The 20,922-nt window shown below is 55.2% G+C and carries 17 protein-coding genes; 9 read left to right on the forward strand and 8 right to left on the reverse strand.

The annotated features are described in order from the left end of the window. Positions 1-141 precede the first annotated feature (141 nt). The 3 genes from FHW74_RS07660 to FHW74_RS07670 are packed head-to-tail and all read left to right on the forward strand — an operon-like array spanning position 142 to position 4,142. Positions 142-1,473, forward strand: coding sequence for an MFS transporter (locus tag FHW74_RS07660; protein WP_183169878.1), 1,332 nt, complete (start codon positions 142-144; stop codon positions 1,471-1,473). Further along, entirely contained in the window at positions 1,470-3,185 is a 1,716-nt protein-coding gene (ilvD, locus tag FHW74_RS07665) for a dihydroxy-acid dehydratase (RefSeq protein WP_183169879.1), read from the forward strand. Before FHW74_RS07660 ends, ilvD begins: the two co-directional genes overlap by 4 nt. A gap of 51 nt (positions 3,186-3,236) precedes the next feature. Then, positions 3,237-4,142, forward strand: a complete 906-nt coding sequence (locus tag FHW74_RS07670; protein ID WP_183169880.1) for a dihydrodipicolinate synthase family protein — start codon at positions 3,237-3,239, stop codon at positions 4,140-4,142. Positions 4,143-4,182: 40 nt separating this feature from the next. On the opposite strand, the gene FHW74_RS07675 is transcribed toward FHW74_RS07670, so the two are convergent. Continuing rightward, positions 4,183-4,938, reverse strand: coding sequence for an IclR family transcriptional regulator (locus FHW74_RS07675; protein WP_183169881.1), 756 nt, complete (start codon positions 4,936-4,938; stop codon positions 4,183-4,185). Positions 4,939-5,077: 139 nt separating this feature from the next. Further along, a complete protein-coding gene (gene gltP, locus FHW74_RS07680; RefSeq protein ID WP_183169882.1) occupies positions 5,078-6,391 on the reverse strand; it encodes a glutamate/aspartate:proton symporter GltP in 1,314 nt (437 codons plus the stop codon). A 424-nt stretch (positions 6,392-6,815) separates the two neighbouring features. On the opposite strand from gltP, the gene acs reads away from it, so the two are divergent. From acs to FHW74_RS07705, 5 genes are all read left to right on the forward strand, one after another. After that, positions 6,816-8,774 carry an acetate--CoA ligase gene (gene acs / locus FHW74_RS07685; protein ID WP_183169883.1) on the forward strand — a complete coding sequence of 653 codons (1,959 nt, stop codon included), beginning with the start codon at positions 6,816-6,818 and terminating at the stop codon, positions 8,772-8,774. A gap of 138 nt (positions 8,775-8,912) precedes the next feature. Further along, positions 8,913-9,227 (forward strand): DUF485 domain-containing protein, encoded by a 315-nt coding sequence (locus FHW74_RS07690; protein ID WP_183169884.1) that lies wholly within the window; start codon positions 8,913-8,915, stop codon positions 9,225-9,227. A 17-nt stretch (positions 9,228-9,244) separates the two neighbouring features. Then, complete coding sequence (gene actP, locus FHW74_RS07695) at positions 9,245-10,882, forward strand: cation/acetate symporter ActP (RefSeq protein ID WP_183169960.1); 1,638 nt, start codon at positions 9,245-9,247, stop codon at positions 10,880-10,882. A gap of 314 nt (positions 10,883-11,196) precedes the next feature. Next, a complete protein-coding gene (locus tag FHW74_RS07700) occupies positions 11,197-12,528 on the forward strand; it encodes an amino acid permease (protein WP_183169885.1) in 1,332 nt (443 codons plus the stop codon). Positions 12,529-12,551: 23 nt separating this feature from the next. Next, the gene (locus FHW74_RS07705) at positions 12,552-13,862 is read left to right on the forward strand and encodes a serine dehydratase subunit alpha family protein (RefSeq protein ID WP_183169886.1); all 1,311 of its coding nucleotides are present in this window, start codon (positions 12,552-12,554) and stop codon (positions 13,860-13,862) included. A gap of 47 nt (positions 13,863-13,909) precedes the next feature. Here FHW74_RS07705 and FHW74_RS07710 read toward each other — a convergent pair whose 3' ends face one another. Beyond that, entirely contained in the window at positions 13,910-14,599 is a 690-nt protein-coding gene (locus tag FHW74_RS07710) for an LrgB family protein (protein ID WP_183169887.1), read from the reverse strand. Continuing rightward, the gene (locus FHW74_RS07715) at positions 14,592-15,011 is read right to left on the reverse strand and encodes a CidA/LrgA family protein (RefSeq protein ID WP_183169888.1); all 420 of its coding nucleotides are present in this window, start codon (positions 15,009-15,011) and stop codon (positions 14,592-14,594) included. The genes FHW74_RS07710 and FHW74_RS07715 overlap by 8 nt, the downstream gene beginning before the upstream one ends. 101 nt (positions 15,012-15,112) lie before the next feature. On the opposite strand from FHW74_RS07715, the gene FHW74_RS07720 reads away from it, so the two are divergent. Beyond that, complete coding sequence (locus tag FHW74_RS07720) at positions 15,113-16,006, forward strand: LysR family transcriptional regulator (protein ID WP_183169889.1); 894 nt, start codon at positions 15,113-15,115, stop codon at positions 16,004-16,006. A gap of 3 nt (positions 16,007-16,009) precedes the next feature. Here FHW74_RS07720 and FHW74_RS07725 read toward each other — a convergent pair whose 3' ends face one another. The 4 genes from FHW74_RS07725 to soxR form a co-directional block, all read right to left on the reverse strand. Beyond that, a complete protein-coding gene (locus FHW74_RS07725; protein ID WP_183169890.1) occupies positions 16,010-17,656 on the reverse strand; it encodes a Na+/H+ antiporter in 1,647 nt (548 codons plus the stop codon). A 141-nt stretch (positions 17,657-17,797) separates the two neighbouring features. Then, entirely contained in the window at positions 17,798-19,144 is a 1,347-nt protein-coding gene (locus FHW74_RS07730; protein ID WP_183169891.1) for an NCS2 family permease, read from the reverse strand. A gap of 320 nt (positions 19,145-19,464) precedes the next feature. Continuing rightward, positions 19,465-20,133: a glutathione S-transferase family protein gene (locus tag FHW74_RS07735; RefSeq protein WP_183169892.1), complete on the reverse strand. Its 669-nt coding sequence runs from the start codon at positions 20,131-20,133 to the stop codon at positions 19,465-19,467. Between the two features lie 267 nt (positions 20,134-20,400). Continuing rightward, on the reverse strand, positions 20,401-20,865 hold the full coding sequence (gene soxR / locus FHW74_RS07740) for a redox-sensitive transcriptional activator SoxR (RefSeq protein ID WP_183169893.1): 465 nt from the start codon (positions 20,863-20,865) through the stop codon (positions 20,401-20,403). Positions 20,866-20,922: the final 57 nt, after the last annotated feature.

Raw genomic sequence — 20,922 nt, forward strand, 5'->3', positions numbered from 1 at the left:
AGTTTATGAAGCTAATCACAAAACAAACCCTTCAATTTTGTATGGAATTGACGTTGCCGTTTCCCGGAGTGATGATATCAACATACAGAACAATAGTTCCATATGTAGAACAATCATACCTCTTACCATAGGGAAAGAAAAATGAGTAATGAACTGAGTAAACCGACAACGAGGGGCCGCTGGTTGCATATCATCCCAGCCACCATTCTCGTGTATATCGTGGCGTATATGGACAGGACCAATATCGCTATCGGTATCGCGGGCGGTATGGAAGAGGATCTGGGCATGACCGCGTCGTTTGCCGGTCTGGTTGCCGGGATCTTCTTTATTGGTTATATCTTCCTGCAGATCCCCGGCGGGCAAATCGCCGAGCGCTTAAGCGCCAAAAAACTTATCGCCTGGACTATCGTCGCCTGGGGCGGTTTTGCGCTATTAACGGGGTTTGTACAAACCCCCACGCAGCTGCTGATAATTCGTTTTATCCTTGGCGTGGCGGAAGGCGCAGTTTACCCCGCAATACTGGCGCTGATCGGCCACTGGTTTCCGAATGAAGAGCGCGCCCGCGCCATTGCCTATTTCCAGATGAACCTGGCCGTCGCGTCAATTATTACCGGGCCGCTTTCCGGTTGGTTGATCGAAGTCTACGGCTGGCGCGAAATGTTCATTATTGAAGGGCTACTGTCGCTCGGCTTGCTATTTGTCTGGCTACCGCTGGTATCTGACCATCCGCATCAGGCGAAATGGCTGGATCCGCAAGAGCGCGCCTGGATTGAACAGAAACTGGAAGAAGATCGCGCGCTGAGTATCGCGGGTGAGAAAAGCAGTATCCGCAGTGTGCTGCGCAGCGTAAACCTGTGGAAACTGATCGGTATCTATTTCTTTGTTCAGGTGGGTTTCTACGGCTTCGCCCTGTGGATGCCGAAACTGATTAAAGAATTAACCGGCAGCGGTATGACAACCGTCGGCCTGCTCACCGCCGCGCCGTATATTTTGTGCATCGTCGGCCAGTTCTATATCGCCAAATGGTGCGATAAGACCATGAACCGCCGCCTCTATACTGCGATCCCGCTGATTGGTTTCGCCATCTGCCTCGCACTCTCCTTAATTCTCAAAGACAACGTCTGGCTGGCCTACGGCATGATGGTAATCTGCGGCTTCTTCCTGCAAGCCTACGCGGGCCCGTTCTGGACGCTGCCGCCGCTGCTGTTCGCACCCAACGTGCTGGGTGGCGTGCGCGGCACCATCAATGCCCTCGGCAACATCGGCGGCTTTATCGGGCCGTACCTGGTCGGACTGCTGACCGTCACGTTCTCACAAACTGCCGGGATGACCGTGCTGGTCGCCGCATTGCTTATCGCTGTTGCTTTGCTGTTCAGTTTGCCCTCGGTAACCGCGCGCCCCGCCGGTACACCAGGCTCCAGCCGCAAACCTGCTGCCACAGCGTCACTTAAACAGGAAGGAATCGCCAAATGAGTCAGAAATGCCAAACCGCCCGCGACCTGTGGTCGCAACTGGATGCCCTGCGTCTGGGGATGAATTACACCAAAGAAGACGTCAATAAATTGCAGGTACTGGTGGATGACTGCTATGGGGAAAGCCATCCCGGCAGCTTCCATCTGAACCAGCTCGGCGACGAAGCGGTCATGGGCGTCCACGAAGCGGGTGGCCGCGCGGTGCGCCACCACGTGACCGATATTTGCGACGGCTGGGGCCAGGGCCATGACGGGATGAACTACATTCTCGCGTCTCGCGAAGCCATCGCCAATATGGTGGAAATCCACGCGTCGGTGGTGCCTTATGACGCTGGCGTGCTGATCTCCAGCTGCGATAAGTCGATTCCGGCGCATTTGATTGCCGCCGCGCGGCTTAATCTACCGCTGGTGCATATTCCCGGCGGCTCCATGCGCCCGGCCCCTAATATGAGCACATCGGATCTTGGCGGCATCACCGCGAAGCTGAAAAAAGGCGAGATCGGCGTCCAACAGGTTGAGGCCATGCAGCAGTGCGGTTGCCCAACGGCGGGAGCCTGCCAGTTTATGGGGACCGCCAGCACCATGCAGTGTATGTCGGAAGCGCTCGGCCTGGCGTTACCAGGCAGCGCGTTGCAGCCGTCGACCATGGCGGAAATCCGTCGCGGCGCGCGGGCGGCCGGTCATCAGGCGCTGCATCTGGCGTCTAAAAATATCACCACCCATAAAATCCTAACGCCAGCCGCGTTTGAGAACGCCATTAAGGTTCACGCGGCGATTGGCGGCAGCACCAATGCAATGATCCACCTGCCTGCGGTGGCGCACGAGCTGGGCTGGGAATTAAAACCGGAGCTGTTCGATCGCATCAATAATGAAATCCCGTACCTAACCAACATCCAGCCGAGCGGTCAGTACGTCACCGAGATGTTGTGGTTTGCGGGCGGGATTCCGCTGGTGCAGTGGTATCTGCGCGATTATCTGGATCTGGACGTGCTGACGGTGACCGGGCGCACCCTGGGCGATAACCTGGAAATGATGCACCAGTCCGGCTTCTTTACCCGCAACCACGGCTATCTGAACAACTACAAAGTCAGCCCGGACGACGTGCTGCGCAAGCCGGAGCAGGCCACTAAAAAAGGCTCGATTGCGGTACTGAAAGGCAATATCGCCCCGGAAGGCGCGGTGATCAAATACGCCGCCTGCTCCCCGGATATGCATCACCACGTTGGCCCTGCTCGGGTGTTTAACTCTGAGGAAGATGCCCAGCAGGCGATTATTCATAACCGTATTGAGCCCGGCGATGTGATTTTCATCCGCTACGAAGGACCGAAAGGCTCCGGCGCGCCGGAAATGCTAATGACCACCGACGCCATTGTGTATGACCAGCGGCTGGACGGCAAAGTCGCGCTGATCACCGATGGCCGTTTTTCTGGTGCAACCAGCGGACCGTGCGTGGGTCACGTTTCACCGGAAGCGGCTGACGGCGGGCCGATTGCGCTGGTAGAGGATGGCGACCTTATCGAAATGGACGTCAAAGGCCGCAAGCTCAATATCGTCGGCATTCATGGCGTTCGTCAGTCCGAGCAAGAGATTCAGGATTGCCTGGAAGCGCGTCGCAGCCGCTGGAGCAAACCGGATTACTCCAGCCGCCGTGGCGTATTCAAGCAATTCACCTCCCACGCCACCTCCTTAATGGCGGGTGCCTGGATTAAATAATGTTTTCGGCGGGCTTGCGCGCAGGCCCGCCCTTTCCTGAAGGATATTTTCATGTCAAACACGAGCAAATTTCGCGGGGTGTTCCCGCCGGTCCCGACAATTGTTGATGCTCAGGGAGAACTGGATAAAGCGGGTATGGCGACTTTACTGGATCATCTGATCGCCAATAACGTTGATGGCGTATTGCTGCTGGGCAGCGGCGGCGAGTTCTGCCATATGACCCAAAAACAGCGGATGGAAACAGCAGAATTCTGCGTGCGCCATATTCAGGGCCGCATCCCGGTATTATTGGGTATCAGCAGCACGTGTACCCAGGACGTCATTGAACTGGGCCGCCACGCCGATAAGCTGGAAGTGGACGCCGTGCTGGTGCTGAATCCTTATTACGCCAAATTAACCGACGATTATATTTATAACCATTTCAAAACCGTGGCGGAGAATATTCGCACTCCGGTATTAATTTATAATTTTCCGGCATTAACAGGCCAGGATATTAGCGTGGATTTACTCACCAGGCTGGCGCGCGATATACCCAATATTATTGGGATTAAAGACACTGTCGATAATATTAGCCACATCCGGGAAATCATTAATCATGTCAGGCCGCTTCGTTCCGACTTTGTCATATTCTCTGGTTATGACGAATACATGATGGATACGCTGATCATGGGCGGTAACGGCGGCATTCCGGCTACGGCCAACTTTGCGCCGCACATCACCTGCGGGATTTACCGCGCCTGGTGCGCAAAAGAGTACGAAACGATGTTTGGCCTGCAGCGCCAGCTTTCTGCGCTGTCGACAATATACAGCCTGGATACCCCCTTCTTCGGCATCATCAAGAAGGCGATTCAACTGAGCGGCGTGAATATCTCAACCCACGTGATGCCGCCGGTACTGCCTGCTAACGAAGGGCATATCGCGGAGCTTAAAAAGGTCCTGAAGCGCGCAGGGCTGTAACGGGTATAAAGAACAAAGCGGGCTCTATGCCCGCTTTCTGTTAATGCAGTAAATGGGTCAGACGGCGGCTGGCGTCCATCATTAACGTCGCAAGGCTTTCCCGCTTTTCATCCGGGATCTGGAACGCGACGCCCGATGCGCTCAGAGCGGCAACGACCTTCCCCTGATGGTTGAACACCGGCACGGCGATACAGCGCACGCCCTGGCAATCTTCTTCATTATCATATCCCCAACCACGACGGCGAATGCCCGCAAGTTCCTGCTTCAGGATGTTGATATCGGTAATGGTGGTCTCGGTAAAGCGAGGCAGAACCTGGTCTTCCGGCAGCAGTTCATCCAGCTCTTCGCTGTTCAACCAAGCGATAAGCACTTTCCCCAACCCGGAACTGTGCAGAGACAGGCGCTTGCCTTCCCAGCTGCGGATCACAATGGCCTGCGGGCTTTCCAGCTTAAGCAGATAAATTGGCGATGCGCCTTCCAGTACGCCGAGATGGCAGGTTAAGCCAGTAGAATCGCGGATTTCTTCGAGGATCGGCAGGGCAATCTTTTTGATGTCGTACTGTTCCGATGCCTTGTTGCCCAGCTCATACAGGCGCAGGCCCAGATAATACTTGTCTTTTTCCTGACGTAGCAAACCATGGGCCACCATGCCGTTGAGTAAGGTGGAGGTGCTGCTTTTGGCAATTCCGGAATGCTGATGGATTTGAGTGAACGTCGCGCCGTCGCATTCCAGCAGGTAGTCGAACACGCGCATAATCTTGTCGAGGGCCGGAATCGAGGTGGTTACTTTTTTCATAATATTATCAATTAATTATAAATAACTCTTTGAATACTATACACCACTCGCCCGGTTTATTTCCATACGAATGCCAGGCCTGTAAATGCAAAAAGGGCCGGCGTAACCTCCGCCAGCCCTTTTTATTCAGCCTAATCCGTTAAGATTTAGCCGCTTCGTCAAACTTACCGAGCATTTCCCGCTCATAGGCCTGAGCCTTTTTGCGGTCAAAGCGGTGTTCCCACTTGGCGATAACCAGTACCGCCAGCGCGTTGCCCACCACATTCAGCGCGGTGCGCGCCATATCAAGGATACGGTCGACACCGGCAATAAACGCCAGCCCTTCCAGCGGAATGCCCACGCTGCCCAGCGTCGCCAGCAGCACCACGAATGACACGCCCGGTACGCCCGCGATGCCTTTTGAGGTCACCATCAGGGTGAGCACCAGAATAATTTCCTGGCCGAGGGAGAGTTCAATGCCGTACAGCTGGGCGATAAAGATCGCGGCGATACTCTGGTACAGCGTTGAGCCATCAAGGTTAAAGGAGTAGCCGGTGGGTACCACGAAGCTGGTGATGGACGCTGGCGCGCCATAGGCTTCCATCTTCTCAATAATACGCGGCAGAACGCTTTCGGAACTGGCGGTGGAGTACGCCAGAATCAGCTCATCTTTCAGGATGCGGATCAGGATCCAGATGCGCAATCCGCACATCCGCGCCACCGTGCCCAGTACCACCAACGCGAAAAACAGAATGGCCATGTAAACCAGGATCACCAGTTTGGCGAGCGGCCACAGCGACGCAAAACCAAAGTTGGCCACCGTTACGGAAATCAGCGCAAACACGCCCACCGGCGCATAGCGCATCACCATGTGGGTCACTTTAAACATGGTTTCGGAGATGGAGCGGAACACGGTCACCAACGGCTCACGATGGGTTGACGGCAGCGATGAAAGCCCCAGACCGAACAGCACCGAGAAGAAAATAATCGGCAGCATATCGCCCTTGGCCATCGACGCCACGATGTTGGTCGGGACCAGTGACAGGATAGTGCCCATCAGGCCATGAGAATGGCTCTGCACCTGTTCGGTGGTTTGTTGGTATTTGGAGATATCCACGGCGGCGAGCTGCGACATATCGATCCCGTGGCCCGGCTGAAACACATTCGCCAGCGTGATGCCCAGGATAATCGCCACGGTGGTGATCACTTCAAAATAGATAATGGTTTTCGCGCCGATACGTCCGAGCTGTTTCGCATCGCCAACGCCGGCAATGCCCACCACCAGGGTGGAGATCACAATCGGTACCACAATCATTTTGATCAGGTGAATGAAGATATCACCTGCAGGGGAAAGCAGATTACTGACCAACCATTCGCGGCTATCGGCGTGGTAGTGCAGATAGCTGCCCAGAAGAATGCCTAGCACCAGCGCAAGCAAAATTTGCCAGGCCAGGCTTATCTTTTTGTTTTTCATAACACTTAACTTCCTGATTCAAGGGGGCCATTCCCATGTGTGTCAGTATGAGAAGGTCACAAACTGAAAGGGGTATGACAAACGTTGGGTCTGTTATGGGGTTTTTTAACGCGCATAATGAGTACCATTTGTACGCCATGCTGCGCAACCCTTGAGGAACAGGCACATTCACTGATTTTTTGATTCAAACCGCATTTTTATATCAGTATCCATACATAAGATTTTGTTATAAATGAATATTCTGAATCTTAATTTCCAAAAATATATTTCCCTAATTTTTTTCTCCCGCGGAATCGTTTGAGCAATTTTCCGCCATTTTTTTTATTCGTGATCTGCCGCGCAAATAATAAACAAAGCTGCTAAAGCCCCTACAATTAACGTTTGCGTGACATATTATTAACATCCTTCAAGGAGAAAAAAAGCCATGAGCCAAATACACAAACACGCTATTCCCGCAAACATTGCGGAACATTGCCTGATTAATCCGGAGCAGTACGAGGCTAAATATCAGCAATCTATTCACGATCCTGACGCGTTCTGGGGTGAACAAGGTAAAATCCTTGACTGGATCAAGCCTTATCAGAAAGTTAAAAACACCTCCTTCGCACCCGGCAACGTGTCGATTAAATGGTATGAAGACGGCACCCTGAATTTAGCGGCCAACTGTCTTGACCGTCATCTGGCGGAAAACGGCGAGCGCACCGCCATTATCTGGGAAGGCGATGACGCCACCCAGAGCAAAAATATTAGCTATCGCGAACTGCACCGCGATGTCTGCCGCTTTGCAAATACGCTGGTCGACCTGGGCATTAAGAAGGGCGACGTGGTGGCTATTTATATGCCGATGGTGCCGGAAGCGGCGGTGGCGATGCTGGCCTGCGCGCGCATCGGCGCAGTGCACTCGGTAATTTTCGGCGGATTTTCTCCGGAAGCGGTCGCCGGACGCATTATCGATTCCAACGCACGCCTGGTGATCACCGCCGATGAAGGCATCCGCGCGGGCCGCTCAATTCCTCTGAAGAAAAACGTCGATGACGCGCTGAAAAACCCTGGCGTGAAAACTATCGAGCATGTGATTGTGCTCAAGCGTACTGGCGCAAATATCGACTGGACTGAAGGCCGCGATCTGTGGTGGAACGAGCTGGTTGAGAAAGCCAGCGCCCACCACCAGCCGGTAGAAGTGAACGCGGAAGATCCGCTGTTTATCCTCTATACCTCCGGCTCAACCGGCAAACCTAAAGGCGTATTGCACACCACTGGCGGTTACCTGGTGTACGCCGCCACCACCTTTAAATATGTGTTTGATTATAAGCCGGGCGACATTTACTGGTGTACGGCGGATGTGGGCTGGGTTACTGGCCATAGCTACCTGCTGTACGGCCCGCTGGCCTGCGGCGCCACCACGCTGATGTTTGAAGGCGTGCCAAACTGGCCGGCGCCGAACCGCATGGCGCAGGTGGTCGATAAGCATAAAGTGAACATTCTCTACACCGCCCCGACGGCGATCCGCGCCCTGATGGCGGAAGGTGATAAAGCGATTGAAGGCACCGACCGCTCCTCATTGCGTATTCTGGGTTCCGTTGGCGAGCCGATTAACCCGGAAGCCTGGGAGTGGTACTGGAAGAAAATCGGCAACGAGAAATGCCCAGTGGTAGATACCTGGTGGCAGACCGAAACCGGTGGTTTCATGATTACTCCGCTGCCCGGCGCAACGGAGCTCAAAGCCGGCTCGGCCACCCGCCCGTTCTTCGGCGTTCAACCGGCGCTGGTGGATAACGAAGGCCAGCCGCTGACGGGCGCGACCGAAGGCAACCTGGTGATCACCGATTCCTGGCCGGGCCAGGCGCGTACCCTGTTTGGCGATCACGAACGCTTCGAGCAGACCTATTTCTCGACGTTCAAAAATATGTACTTCAGCGGCGACGGCGCGCGTCGTGATGAGGACGGGTACTACTGGATCACCGGTCGCGTGGATGATGTGCTGAACGTATCCGGCCATCGCCTGGGAACGGCAGAGATCGAGTCGGCGCTGGTGTCGCATCCGAAAATCGCCGAGGCCGCCGTCGTTGGCATTCCACACAACATCAAAGGCCAGGCGATTTACGCTTATGTGACGCTGAATCACGGCGAAGAACCCACCGCACAGCTGTATACCGACGTGCGTAACTGGGTGCGTAAAGAGATTGGTCCGCTGGCGACGCCGGATATCCTGCACTGGACCGACTCGCTGCCGAAAACCCGCTCCGGCAAAATCATGCGCCGCATTCTGCGTAAGATTGCCGCGGGCGATACCAGTAACTTCGGCGATACGTCTACGCTCGCCGATCCAGGTGTGGTGGAAAAACTGCTCGAAGAAAAGCAGGCCATCACCATGCCGTCTTAACGTCTCACCTTAACCCTCTCCCCGGCCGGGGAGAGGGAAACCATAACAACCTGTACCCTACCCCTCCCAAGGATTTCACGTGGCGGCCAGCACGCTGTGGCGCGAAAAACGCGGGGGAACACCTCTGGAGACTCTGTGATGAATGAACCAATTTATCAACGGATAGAAGATAATGCGCATTTCAGGGAGTTAGTTGAGAAACGGCAACGGTTTGCCACCATTCTGTCCCTTATCGTGCTGGTGATTTACGTGAGCTTTATTCTGCTCATCGCCTTCGCGCCCGGCTGGCTGGGTACGCCGTTGCATGCAGGCACCAGCGTCACGCGCGGGATCCCTATCGGCGTAGGCGTCATCCTGATCTCTTTCATTTTGACGGGTGTGTATGTCTGGCGGGCAAACAGTGAATTTGACCGTCTCAATAAAGCCGTGATGCACGAGGTGAAGGCACTATGAAACGTTTTCATTCATTGATGGGGATGGCGCTGCTGGGGTTATCCACCAGCACTCTGGCCGCCGATGCGCTAACCGGCAACGTTCAACGCCAGCCGACTAACTGGCAAGCCATTATTATGTTTATCGTATTCGTGGCCTTTACGTTAGGGATCACTTATTGGGCATCGAAACGTACCCGCACCCGTAGCGATTACTACACGGCGGGCGGCAACATCACCGGTTTCCAGAACGGCCTGGCGATTGCTGGTGACTATATGTCGGCGGCGTCGTTTCTCGGGATTTCGGCGCTGGTGTTCACCTCCGGCTATGACGGGCTAATCTACTCGCTGGGCTTCCTGGTGGGCTGGCCGATTATCCTGTTTCTGATTGCAGAACGCCTGCGTAACCTCGGCAAATATACCTTTGCCGACGTGGCCTCTTATCGCCTGAAGCAGGGGCCAATCCGCGTGCTGTCGGCGTGCGGTTCGTTGGTGGTGGTCGCGCTGTACCTGATCGCCCAGATGGTAGGCGCAGGTAAACTGATCGAACTGCTGTTCGGTCTGAACTACCACGTGGCGGTGGTGCTGGTCGGCGTGCTGATGGTGATGTACGTGCTGTTCGGCGGGATGCTTGCCACCACATGGGTGCAGATCATCAAAGCGGTACTGTTGCTGTTCGGCGCCAGTTTTATGGCCTTTATGGTAATGAAACACGTCGGCTTCAGCTTTAATAATCTGTTCAGCGAAGCCATGGCAGTGCACCCGAAAGGCTCCGCGATCATGAGCCCGGGCGGGCTGGTGAAAGACCCCATTTCCGCGCTGTCGCTCGGGTTAGGGCTGATGTTCGGTACCGCCGGTCTGCCGCATATTCTGATGCGTTTCTTCACCGTGAGCGATGCCCGCGAAGCGCGTAAGAGCGTGTTCTACGCCACCGGTTTTATGGGTTACTTCTATATTCTGACCTTTATCATCGGCTTCGGCGCAATCATGTTAGTGGGCGCCAACCCGGTATTTAAAGATGCCACCGGCGCGCTGATTGGCGGCAACAACATGGCGGCAGTCCATCTGGCGAATGCCGTGGGCGGCAACCTGTTCCTCGGCTTTATCTCAGCCGTGGCCTTTGCCACGATTCTGGCGGTGGTCGCAGGGCTGACGCTGGCGGGCGCATCCGCGGTATCGCACGATCTGTACGCTAACGTGTTCCGTAAAGGTGCCACCGAGCGTGATGAACTGCGAGTGTCTAAAATCACGGTGCTGGTGCTGGGCGTGATCGCTATCCTGCTGGGCATCCTGTTCGAGAAACAGAACATCGCCTTCATGGTGGGCCTGGCGTTCTCCATCGCCGCGAGCTGTAACTTCCCGATCATTCTGCTGTCGATGTACTGGTCGAAACTGACCACCCGCGGCGCGATGATTGGCGGCTGGCTGGGCCTGTTGACGGCGGTGATCCTGATGATCCTCGGCCCGACGATTTGGGTACAGGTTCTCGGCCATGCCGCACCGGTATTCCCGTATGAATATCCGGCACTGTTCTCAATTCTGGTGGCGTTTGTCGGGATTTGGGTATTCTCGATTACCGATAACAGCGCTGAAGGCAATCTGGAACGCGAAAAATTCCGCGCCCAGTTTATCCGCTCGCAAACCGGTATTGGTATTGAGCAGGGGCGCGCGCACTAATATTGCCCGCCTCGCATAAGTACCAGAAAAAAGGGAGCCGAAAAGGCTCCCTTGCTTCGTTATGGGATCAGAAAACAAACATAATTTATTTGTGATTTGCATCAAATTAAGAAAACCTTTCTCAAACCCTCCATTAACGGAGAAAGATATTATTCAGCACAGGGAATTATCCGAATCAGTTTGCAACGTTTTTCTCTGACACCGCGCGTATTATTTGTTCATTCTAACGACTCGCCTGCAAATTACGTATCGCATATCGCCTCGATGCGGCACGAACAATAACAAACCCTACTTATCTGGTAAGCGAGTTCTCTATGGAAACGGCAACGAATAATAGCGTAATACGCGGAGTCACGAGTCCAGCGGCTCGGGCTGGAATGACGGAAAGTGAATGGAAAGAAGCCATAAAATTCGACAGCACGGACACCGGCTGGGTCATTATGAGTATTGGCATGGCTATTGGCGCCGGCATTGTTTTTCTTCCGGTCCAGGTGGGATTAATGGGCCTGTGGGTGTTTTTACTCTCCTCAGTTATTGGCTATCCGGCAATGTACTTATTTCAGCGGCTGTTTATTAACACCCTTGCCGAATCCCCGGAATGCAAAGATTACCCCAGCGTGATCAGCGGATATCTGGGTAAAAACTGGGGGATATTATTAGGTGCGCTCTATTTTGTCATGCTGGTGATTTGGATGTTCGTTTATTCCACGGCGATCACCAATGACAGCGCCTCTTATCTCCATACCTTCGGCGTAACCGAAGGGCTGATGTCAGACAACCCGTTTTATGGGCTGGTTTTGATTTGTATTCTGGTCGCCATTTCATCACGCGGCGAGAAGCTGTTGTTTAAGATTTCTACCGGCATGGTATTAACTAAACTGCTGGTCGTTGCCGCACTGGGTATTTCGATGGTCGGCATGTGGCATTTATATAATATTGGTGCCTTGCCGCCCGTCGCGCTGCTGATTAAAAATGCGATTATTACGCTCCCTTTTACCCTCACGTCCATCCTGTTTATTCAAACCTTAAGCCCGATGGTGATTTCCTATCGGTCACGCGAAAAATCCATTGAGGTTGCGCGCCATAAAGCGCTACGCGCAATGAACATCGCGTTTGGCATTCTGTTTGTCACCGTCTTTTTCTATGCCGTGTCATTTACTCTGGCGATGGGCCATGACGAAGCGGTGAAAGCCTATGAGCAAAATATTTCCGCCCTGGCGATTGCCGCCCAGTTTATTAGCGGCGCGGGCGCAGGCTGGGTCAAAGGGGTCAGCGTGATCCTGAATATCTTTGCAGTAATGACGGCTTTCTTTGGCGTCTATTTGGGTTTCCGCGAAGCGACCCAGGGGATTGTGATGAATATTCTGCGGCGCAAACTGCCCGCTGATCGCATCAACGAAGAGTTAGTACAGCGCGGCATTATGCTGTTCGCCATTTTACTGGCCTGGAGCGCAATCGTACTTAATGCGCCGGTATTAAGCTTCACCTCTATCTGTAGCCCTATCTTCGGCATGGTGGGGTGCCTGATCCCTGCGTGGCTGGTCTACAAAGTCCCTGCGCTGCATAAATATAAAGGGGTGTCGTTATATCTCATTATTGTCACCGGCCTGCTGCTTTGCGTTTCTCCGTTCCTGGCTTTCTCCTGATTGGGTAATTTAAGGTTGTTGTTATGTCTGAGATTTTATTAAAACCGTTATGGCAGCGTTTTATTCAGGTGGTGCGGGAAGAAGTTAAACCCGCGCTGGGGTGTACGGAGCCGATCTCTCTGGCCCTGGCGGCAGCGGTCGCGGCAGCCCATCTCGAGGGGAACATTGAGCGCATTGAGGCCTGGGTTTCACCTAACCTGATGAAAAACGGTATGGGCGTCACAGTTCCCGGTACCGGTATGGTTGGGCTACCTATCGCGGCGGCGCTCGGCGCGCTGGGCGGTGACGGCAAGGCAGGGCTTGAAGTGCTTAAAAGCGCGTCTGCCGGGGCGATTGACGCAGCGAAAGCCCTGTTGAACGCCGGTAAGGTCGCCGTGAAGTTACAGGAGCCCTGTCACGACATCCTCTTTGCCCGCGCTAAAGTCTACAGCGCAAACGCGTGGGCCTGCGTGACGATTGTCGGCGGGCATACCGACATTGCGCGCATCGAAACCCATCAAGGGGTGGTGTTTTCTCAGGACAGGCTCGTTCAGGACGACGATCGGTCGTCTGCGCTGGGGGTGTTATCCACCACATCGCTGAAAGAGATACTGGCGTTTGTGAACCACGTCCCTTTCGAGTCGATACGTTTTATTCTCGATGCGGCAACGCTGAATGGCGCGTTATCTCAGGAAGGATTGCGCAACGCGTGGGGATTACACATCGGCGCGACGCTGAAAAAACAGTGCGCGCGCGGCCTGCTGGCTGACGATCTTTCAACGGCGATTGTGATCCGTACCAGCGCGGCATCCGATGCCCGAATGGGCGGCGCAACGTTACCCGCGATGAGCAACTCTGGGTCCGGCAATCAGGGCATTACAGCGACCCTTCCCGTGGTAGTGGTAGCCGAATATGTTGGCGCGGATGATGAGCGTTTAGCCCGCGCGCTGATGCTTTCCCATCTCAGCGCCATCTATATTCACCATCAGTTGCCTCGCTTATCGGCATTATGCGCCGCCACCACCGCGGCCATGGGCGCGGCGGCAGGCATGGCATGGCTGGCGGAGGGAAGCTATGACACCATCGCCATGGCTATCAGCAGTATGATTGGCGATGTGAGCGGAATGATTTGTGATGGCGCCTCTAACAGTTGTGCGATGAAGGTCTCAACCAGCGCCGCCGCCGCCTGGAAAGCGGTGCTGATGGCACTGGATGACACGGCGGTAACGGGCAACGAAGGCATTGTGGCGCAGGACGTTGAGCAATCCATCTCCAATCTGTGCGCGCTGGCCTGCCATTCCATGCAGCAAACCGACAAGCAAATTATTGAAATCATGGCGCATAAAGCGCATTAACCTGCCCGGCGAGGCTTGTGTACGTTCATCAAGCCTTGCCCGGTTGGCTAAAACATCACCTTCGCCACCAGCGGAGCAATCAACACCATCACCACGCCTGATAGCATCATCACCAGGCTGGCCACCACACCTTCCTGCGCGCCCAGTTCATAGGAGCGCGCCGTACCCGCGCCGTGAGAGGCTGCGCCGAATCCGGCGCCTTTCGCCATCCCCGCTTTGATCGCCAGCCGTAAAAACAACACATCTCCCACCGCCATACCGAATACGCCGGTAACCACCACAAATAACGCGACCAGCTCCGGTTGCCCGCCGAGCGGTTGCGCCGCGGCTAGCGCGAACGGCGTCGTGACGGAGCGCACCGCGAGGCTGCGTTGAATGGTATCCGGCAAAATAAACAGCCGCGCCAGCCATACCGAACTGGTGATGGAGACCACTGTGGCGGTGATCACCCCGGCGCTTAATGACAACCAGTGACGACGGATGGTCGCCAGGTTGTCGTACACCGGGACGGCAAACGCAATGGTCGCAGGCCCGAGTAACCACAGCAACCAGTGGGTTTCCCCCATATAGTTTTGATAAGAGATGTGACCGAACACCAACATCAGCACCAGTAAAAATGGCGTCAGCACGAGCGGCATCAGGGGTAATTTACGAAAACGGCGGTAGAGTTTTTTATTGGCAAAATAGAGCGCCAGCGTGACCGCCAGACACAGCAGGCTCAGCATGGCATTACTCATCGCCCGCGCCCTTACCGGCACGCGCCAGTTCAAAACGGTACACCTTATCCACTACCCAGGCCGTGCTGCCCAGCACCAGTAGCGTACTGATGCCAATCACCAGAAAGATCCGCCAGCCGTCGATCAGCAGAAGCTGCGCATAATTCACCACCGCCACCACGGCGGGCACAAAAAACAGCAGCATCTCGGCGAGCAGCCAGCGCGAACCCGCTCTGACCCAGTTTAGCGGCACAATCCGCGTGACGATCAGCGCCAGCATTAATGCCATGCCGATCAAATTTGCCGGTAGCGGCAGATGAAAGTGCGTGACGAGATACTGCGCAAAGAGAAACAAACCGGCGTAAATCAGTACCTGAACGGGGGTTTGAAGATAAGCGATCACAGTGGGGAGCCGACGTAACGCCAGGGACATCACAAAATTCCTGTTAAAAACGTGAAGCGTGATTATAGAGACCCTGTTTGCTGTGCTGAAATGAATTAAAATCATTGTAGGTATAGGCGGAAGGAATACTTATGGATATCAAAACGCTGCGTTATTTTGTCGAGGTCGTGAGGCAGCAGAGCTTTACCCGCGCGGCGCAGAATCTGTTTGTGACCCAGCCAACCATCAGCAAAATGCTGCGCAATCTGGAAGATGATCTTAACTGCACGCTGCTGATCCGTGACGGGCGTAAGCTCTTGCTGACCGACACCGGCAAAGTGGTGTATGAACGCGGGATCGCCATTCTCGCGGAATTTCGCCAGCTGGAGGCCGAACTCAGCGATATCCATCACCTTGAGAAAGGAACGCTGCGCCTCGGTATCCCGCCGATGGTGGGAATGCTGATGGCCGGGCCGATTGGCTTATACCGCCAGCGCTATCCGGGTGTGGAGCTCAAAATCTCCGAGTTCGGCGGCCTGACCGTTCAGCAGGCGGTCATGAATGGCGAGCTGGATTTAGCGATGACGGCCCTGCCGGTTGAAGAAGAACATGAGTTCGCCACACTCCCTTTATTTAGCCATCCGCTGTGCGTGCTCGCCCCCCGCTCCGGCGATTGGGTTAAACGGGATTTTGTCGAGCCGCATGAACTGGCCAGACATCCGCTATTGATTTACAACGAGGATTTCTCGTTAAGCCGCCAGCTCATGCAGTTGTTTGCCACGCTCGGCATCAGCCCGCATATCACGGTACGCAGCGGGCAGTGGGATTTTTTGGCGGCGATGGTACAGGCGGGCGTCGGGATTGCGATTTTACCGGAGCCGATCTGCCGTAAGTTGGATAACACAATTCTGACCTGGATGCCGCTGCGCAGCCCGTTACGCTGGGAGTTAGGGATGATTTGGCGTGAAGGGGTGTACCTTTCCCACAGCGCTCAGGCCTGGCTGCAGTGCTGCAAAGAGTACTGGCCAGCCGCCGCTGGCCAGTAAGGTTTAATGCTTCTCGATAAGCAGCGCTTCCAGCAAATCGAGATCGTGCAGCAATTTTTGCAGCGTATCGTTACTGATTTGCCGGGTAGCGCGCAGATGGTACAACTCTGCGCGTTCTGAGCGCAGCGCGGCAAGGCGGAACCGGCGCTCCAGATTCTCTTCCAGCGCGCTGTTTTCCGCGTCGCTGCGCCCGTCGGCCCGGCGGCGCAGATTCCCAATCACCCGTGCGCTCACCTCTTTCAGCAGTTGGGTGTCGATGTTTTCATTGACGTCCGCCGCCATGCGTTCCTCTTTTTTCTGGATAGCGACAATCGCCACTTCCGCCGTCACCGAACGCGCCAGGCGCTCCTCTTCCCGCGCTTTCGCCTGATCGGTCACTTCCACATGCTGAAGCAGGATCGGCAGCATAATCACGCCGACGAACAGGGAAATCAGGATCACGCCCGCCGCCAGGAAAATCAGCTCATAACGCGCCGGGAACGGCGTGCCGTCGGCAAGCAGCAGCGGGATAGACAACACACCCGCCAGAGTAATGGCCCCGCGCACGCCCGCGAAGGAGGCGATCAACAGATCACGGGTTTTCCACGCGCCAAACTCCATCGGCTTCTTCTTCAGGAAGCGTCGGCTGAAGTGTTTCATCACCCACAGCCAGGCGTAGCGCACCAGAATCAACGCCGCGTAGATGATGAAGATATCGAGGAACAACATCCACACTTCGACGTTCGGATCGGCTTCGGCGGCGGTCAGCGAGGTTTCCAGAATGCCAGGCATTTGCAGGCCAAGCATCAGAAACACCATGCCGTTAAACACAAACTCCAGCATCGACCAGACGCTGTTGGCGCGCAGGCGCATCGCTAACGGCGCGCGGCGCATCACGCCGGAACGGGTGATGGTCATCCCGGCGGCCACGGCGGCCAGAATGCCGGATACGCCAATATGTTCGGCAATCAAATAAGAGGCGAACGGCAGCAGGAACAGCAGCACAATCTGCGTAGCGGGTTCATCGCCGCCCCAGCGGCTCAGCCAGCGCAGCGACCGCCCATACAGCCAGGCGACGGCGATACCGGCCAGCAAACCGCCTATCGCCACTTTCATAAACTCCACCGTCGCGCCGCCCACGGTAAACACCATGGTGCCCATCGCCACCGCCACGGCAAACTTCAGGGCCACCAGGCCGGAGGCGTCGTTCATTAACGCTTCGCCCTGCAAAATGCCCATGATTTTCTTCGGGATGCGCCCTTCGCCGACGATGCCGGACAGCGCCACCGCATCGGTGGGCGACAGCACAGCGGCCAGCGCAAAAGCGGGGATCAACGGAATGCCCGGCACCATCCAGTAAATCAGGAAACCGATCCCGACTACGGTGACCAGCACCAGCGCCAGCGCGAGGCCAATGATCTCCCGTCCATGATCGAGAAATTCACGGGTCGGCGTTTTCCAGCCGTCGGCAAACAGCAGCGGCGGGATAAACAGCACCAGAAACAGTTCCGGATTAAAGTCCACATGCAAACCAAACGTCGGCCAGGCGAGCAAGGCGCCAATGGCGATTTGCATTAACGGGAGGGGAACCTGGAAGGGAAGTACCCGGGTAACGACCCCGGAGAGCGAGACCACAAGGGTCATGATAAGAATGGTAAAGAAAATTTCCATGCTGTCCTTGAATGCGATGATGCCTGTCGAAAAAAGAGACTCCTCAGATAATAGAACATCGACACCAACAAAAAGGAAACAGGATGTGCCTTAAAAACAAAAACGGGCCGACTTCGGCCCGTTTATCAGAGTGGGTGACGATTAAATCGCCCAACCGCCCGCGTAGAACGCCACCAGCGCGATAGCAATAATCACGGTGCCGACATTGAGCTTGCGCCATTCGCCGGAGACCAGACGACCGATCACCAGCGATGCGAAGCCAATCATGATGCCGGTTACGATGTTACAGGTCAGCACGATAAACACGGCGGTGATCAGGCCGGACATGGCGTCAACGAAATCTGCGAAATCGATTTTCGCCACGTTGCTCAGCATCAGCAGGCCGACATACATCAGGGCAGGCGCAGTGGCGTAAGCCGGTACCAGGTAGGAGAGCGGAGACAGGAACAGGATCAGCAGGAACAGCACGCCAACGGTGATTGCCGTCAGGCCGGTTTTGCCGCCCGCCGCCGTACCTGCGGCGGATTCGATATACACTGCGGCAGGCGCTGCGCCCACCAGGCCAGAGAACACGCTGCTCAGGGAGTCGGTGGTCAGCGCTTTGCCGCCATCGATAATCTGCCCGTCTTTATCCAGCAGGTTTGCCTGACCGGCTACCGCGCGGATTGTCCCGGTGGCATCGAACACCGCCGTCATCACCAGCGCCAGTACGCTTGGGATCACCACCGGGTTCAGCGCGCCCATGATGTCCAGGCTGCCGATCAGCGAGTTGCCGTTTTCATCGCTCAGCGACGGCATGGCGAACAGGCCGGAGAACTTCACGCTCGGATCGAAAATCAGCCCCACGATAGAAACGCCGATAATGGTCAGCAGGATGCCGCCCGGCACTTTCAGTTTTTCCAGACCAATAATCACCGCCAGGCCAATCAGCGACATGATCACCGGGAAGCTGGCGAAGTGACCCAACGCCACCGGCAAGCCGTCCAGCGGGTTTTTGATAACCAGGCCAACGCCGTTCGCCGCAATCAGCAGCAGGAACAGGCCGATACCGATACCGGTGCCGTGCGCAATGCCCTGGGGCAGGTTGCGTAAAATCCAGCTACGAATGCCGGTGGCGGAAATAATGGTAAACAGCACACCCATCAGGAACACCGCGCCTAAGGCGACCGGCACGCTGATTTGCTGGCCCAGCACCAGGCTGAACGCGGTAAAGGCGGTTAAGGAGATCGCGCAACCGATCGCCAGCGGCAGGTTTGCCCACAGGCCCATCAGTAATGAGCCGATACCGGCAACCAGACAGGTTGCAACGAAAACGGCGGCTGGCGGGAAGCCCGCTTTACCCAGCATGCCCGGAACTACGATAACGGAATAGACCATGGCCAAAAAGGTGGTGAGGCCTGCAACGATTTCCTGACGGACGGTACTGCCACGGGCAGAAACCTTAAACCAGGCATCAAGCGAGCCGGTACGCGCAGATGGCGTAGACATAGAAACATCCCCTGAGATTTTTTGTAGTTCGTTTCTATGCGTGGTGGACAACCCGCTGCCAGCTAAACGTCAGATCCCTGTGCTCAATGAGTGACAAATGGGTGGGGTCACAATAAGCAAACGTTTAACTCCGCGCATAGAAAACGGTGCGTAAAGTTAAGGCAAACGATTATCCAGCCTTGTGACGGGGTTTTTCAACTTAACTTTGCCGCTTTTCGCGAAAAATTCATCCAGGTGATGATTTCTTCACCGACAAATGCGCAAACGTTATCGTCGATGCGCAAAGTCATAACAAAATCCACTCAACCATGGATGCATGATTAGCCGCCGGGAAGCGAAAATGGCCCGCCTTTGGTGATGGCGCGCTGCCAGGCCGGTCGTTGTTCGAAACGCTGCTTCCAGCGCTGAAGGTTAGGCAAATTATCGATTCCCCCCCGGGTCAGCAGCGCAATAGCCGGAAAGCTCATCTGGATATCCGCCATGCTAAAGCGATCCCCGGCAAACCATTCGCGGCCCTCAAGCGATTGCTCGATAAATTGCGCATGGGTGGCGATCTGTTTGTTCAGATAACTTTTCTGTACCCCCTGCCCTAACAGTTTACCCAGGGTGCGAAAGCCAAACGGCACCGGCGGTTTACCCAGGCTACTGAACACCAGCTTCATCATCAGCAACGGCATCAGCGATCCCTCTGCGTAGTGCAGCCAGAAGCGGTAATCGATTTTTCCCTGGGCATCGGCAGGCTTAAGTTGACCCTGGTTATCGTAGGTTTCCTGAAGGTATTCCAGGATCGCGCCGGACTCCGCCAGCACAACCCCCTCGTCCTCCAGCACCGGTGATTTGCCCAACGGATGCACTTTTTTCAGCGCAGGCGGCGCCATCATCGTGGGTTCACGTTGGTAGCGGACAATCTGATAGGGCAAATTGAGTTCTTCCAGCGCGCAAAGAATACGCTGCGATCGGGAGTTATTCAGGTGATGCACGGTCAGCATGGCAAGTTCTCATCGCGAAGAGGTGAATTTAACTATAGAAAATTGCGGCAAGTTGGCGCAAAAGTTAGCGCAAAAAACCGCCAGAATGGCTGGAAGAAACAGGGACCAGGGATATACTCAAATTATCGGTGCAGACCGGAACCTCCTGAGAGACTACGATTGAGGGGCGCCGACGTCGGGGGAAACCCTCCCGTGAGAAAGCGGGATACTGATAAAGACAAAGACCGGAACCAAACTAAAGCGCCCGCAGTTGGCGCTTTAGTTTTTTTAGTGTTCACCCTCTTCCAGTAATCGCGCGCCTGTCCCTTCCAGGCCCAGCCGATCCTCCGGGTTACGCAACGGGCAATCGCGACGCGACAAACATCCGCAGCCGATACAGCCATCCAGTTCATCACGCAGCGACGTTAAAGTCTGGATACGTCGGTCAAGCTCGTCCCGCCAGCGTGACGAAAGCTGTTGCCACTCCTTCGGACTGATGGAATGCCCTTCAGGCAATACGCTGAGCGCCTGATTAATGGTGGCGAGCGGGATACCGATACGCTGAGCGATTTTAATGATCGCCACATAGCGCAGCACATCACGCTTATAGCGCCGCTGATTTCCCGCATTACGGGTACTTTTTATCAGCCCTTTGCTCTCATAAAAATGCAGCGCGGAAACGGCGACGCCGCTGCGTTTTGCCACTTCGCCGGGCGTCAGAAAGGGTTTAATGCGCGGTTTTTTCTTCTCCATAACGCTTTACCTCAAGTTAACTTGAGGAATTATACTCGCCGCCAATGAGAACGACTA

Source organism: Atlantibacter sp. RC6, from assembly GCF_014193285.1.
In the GTDB taxonomy this organism is placed as follows: domain Bacteria; phylum Pseudomonadota; class Gammaproteobacteria; order Enterobacterales; family Enterobacteriaceae; genus Atlantibacter.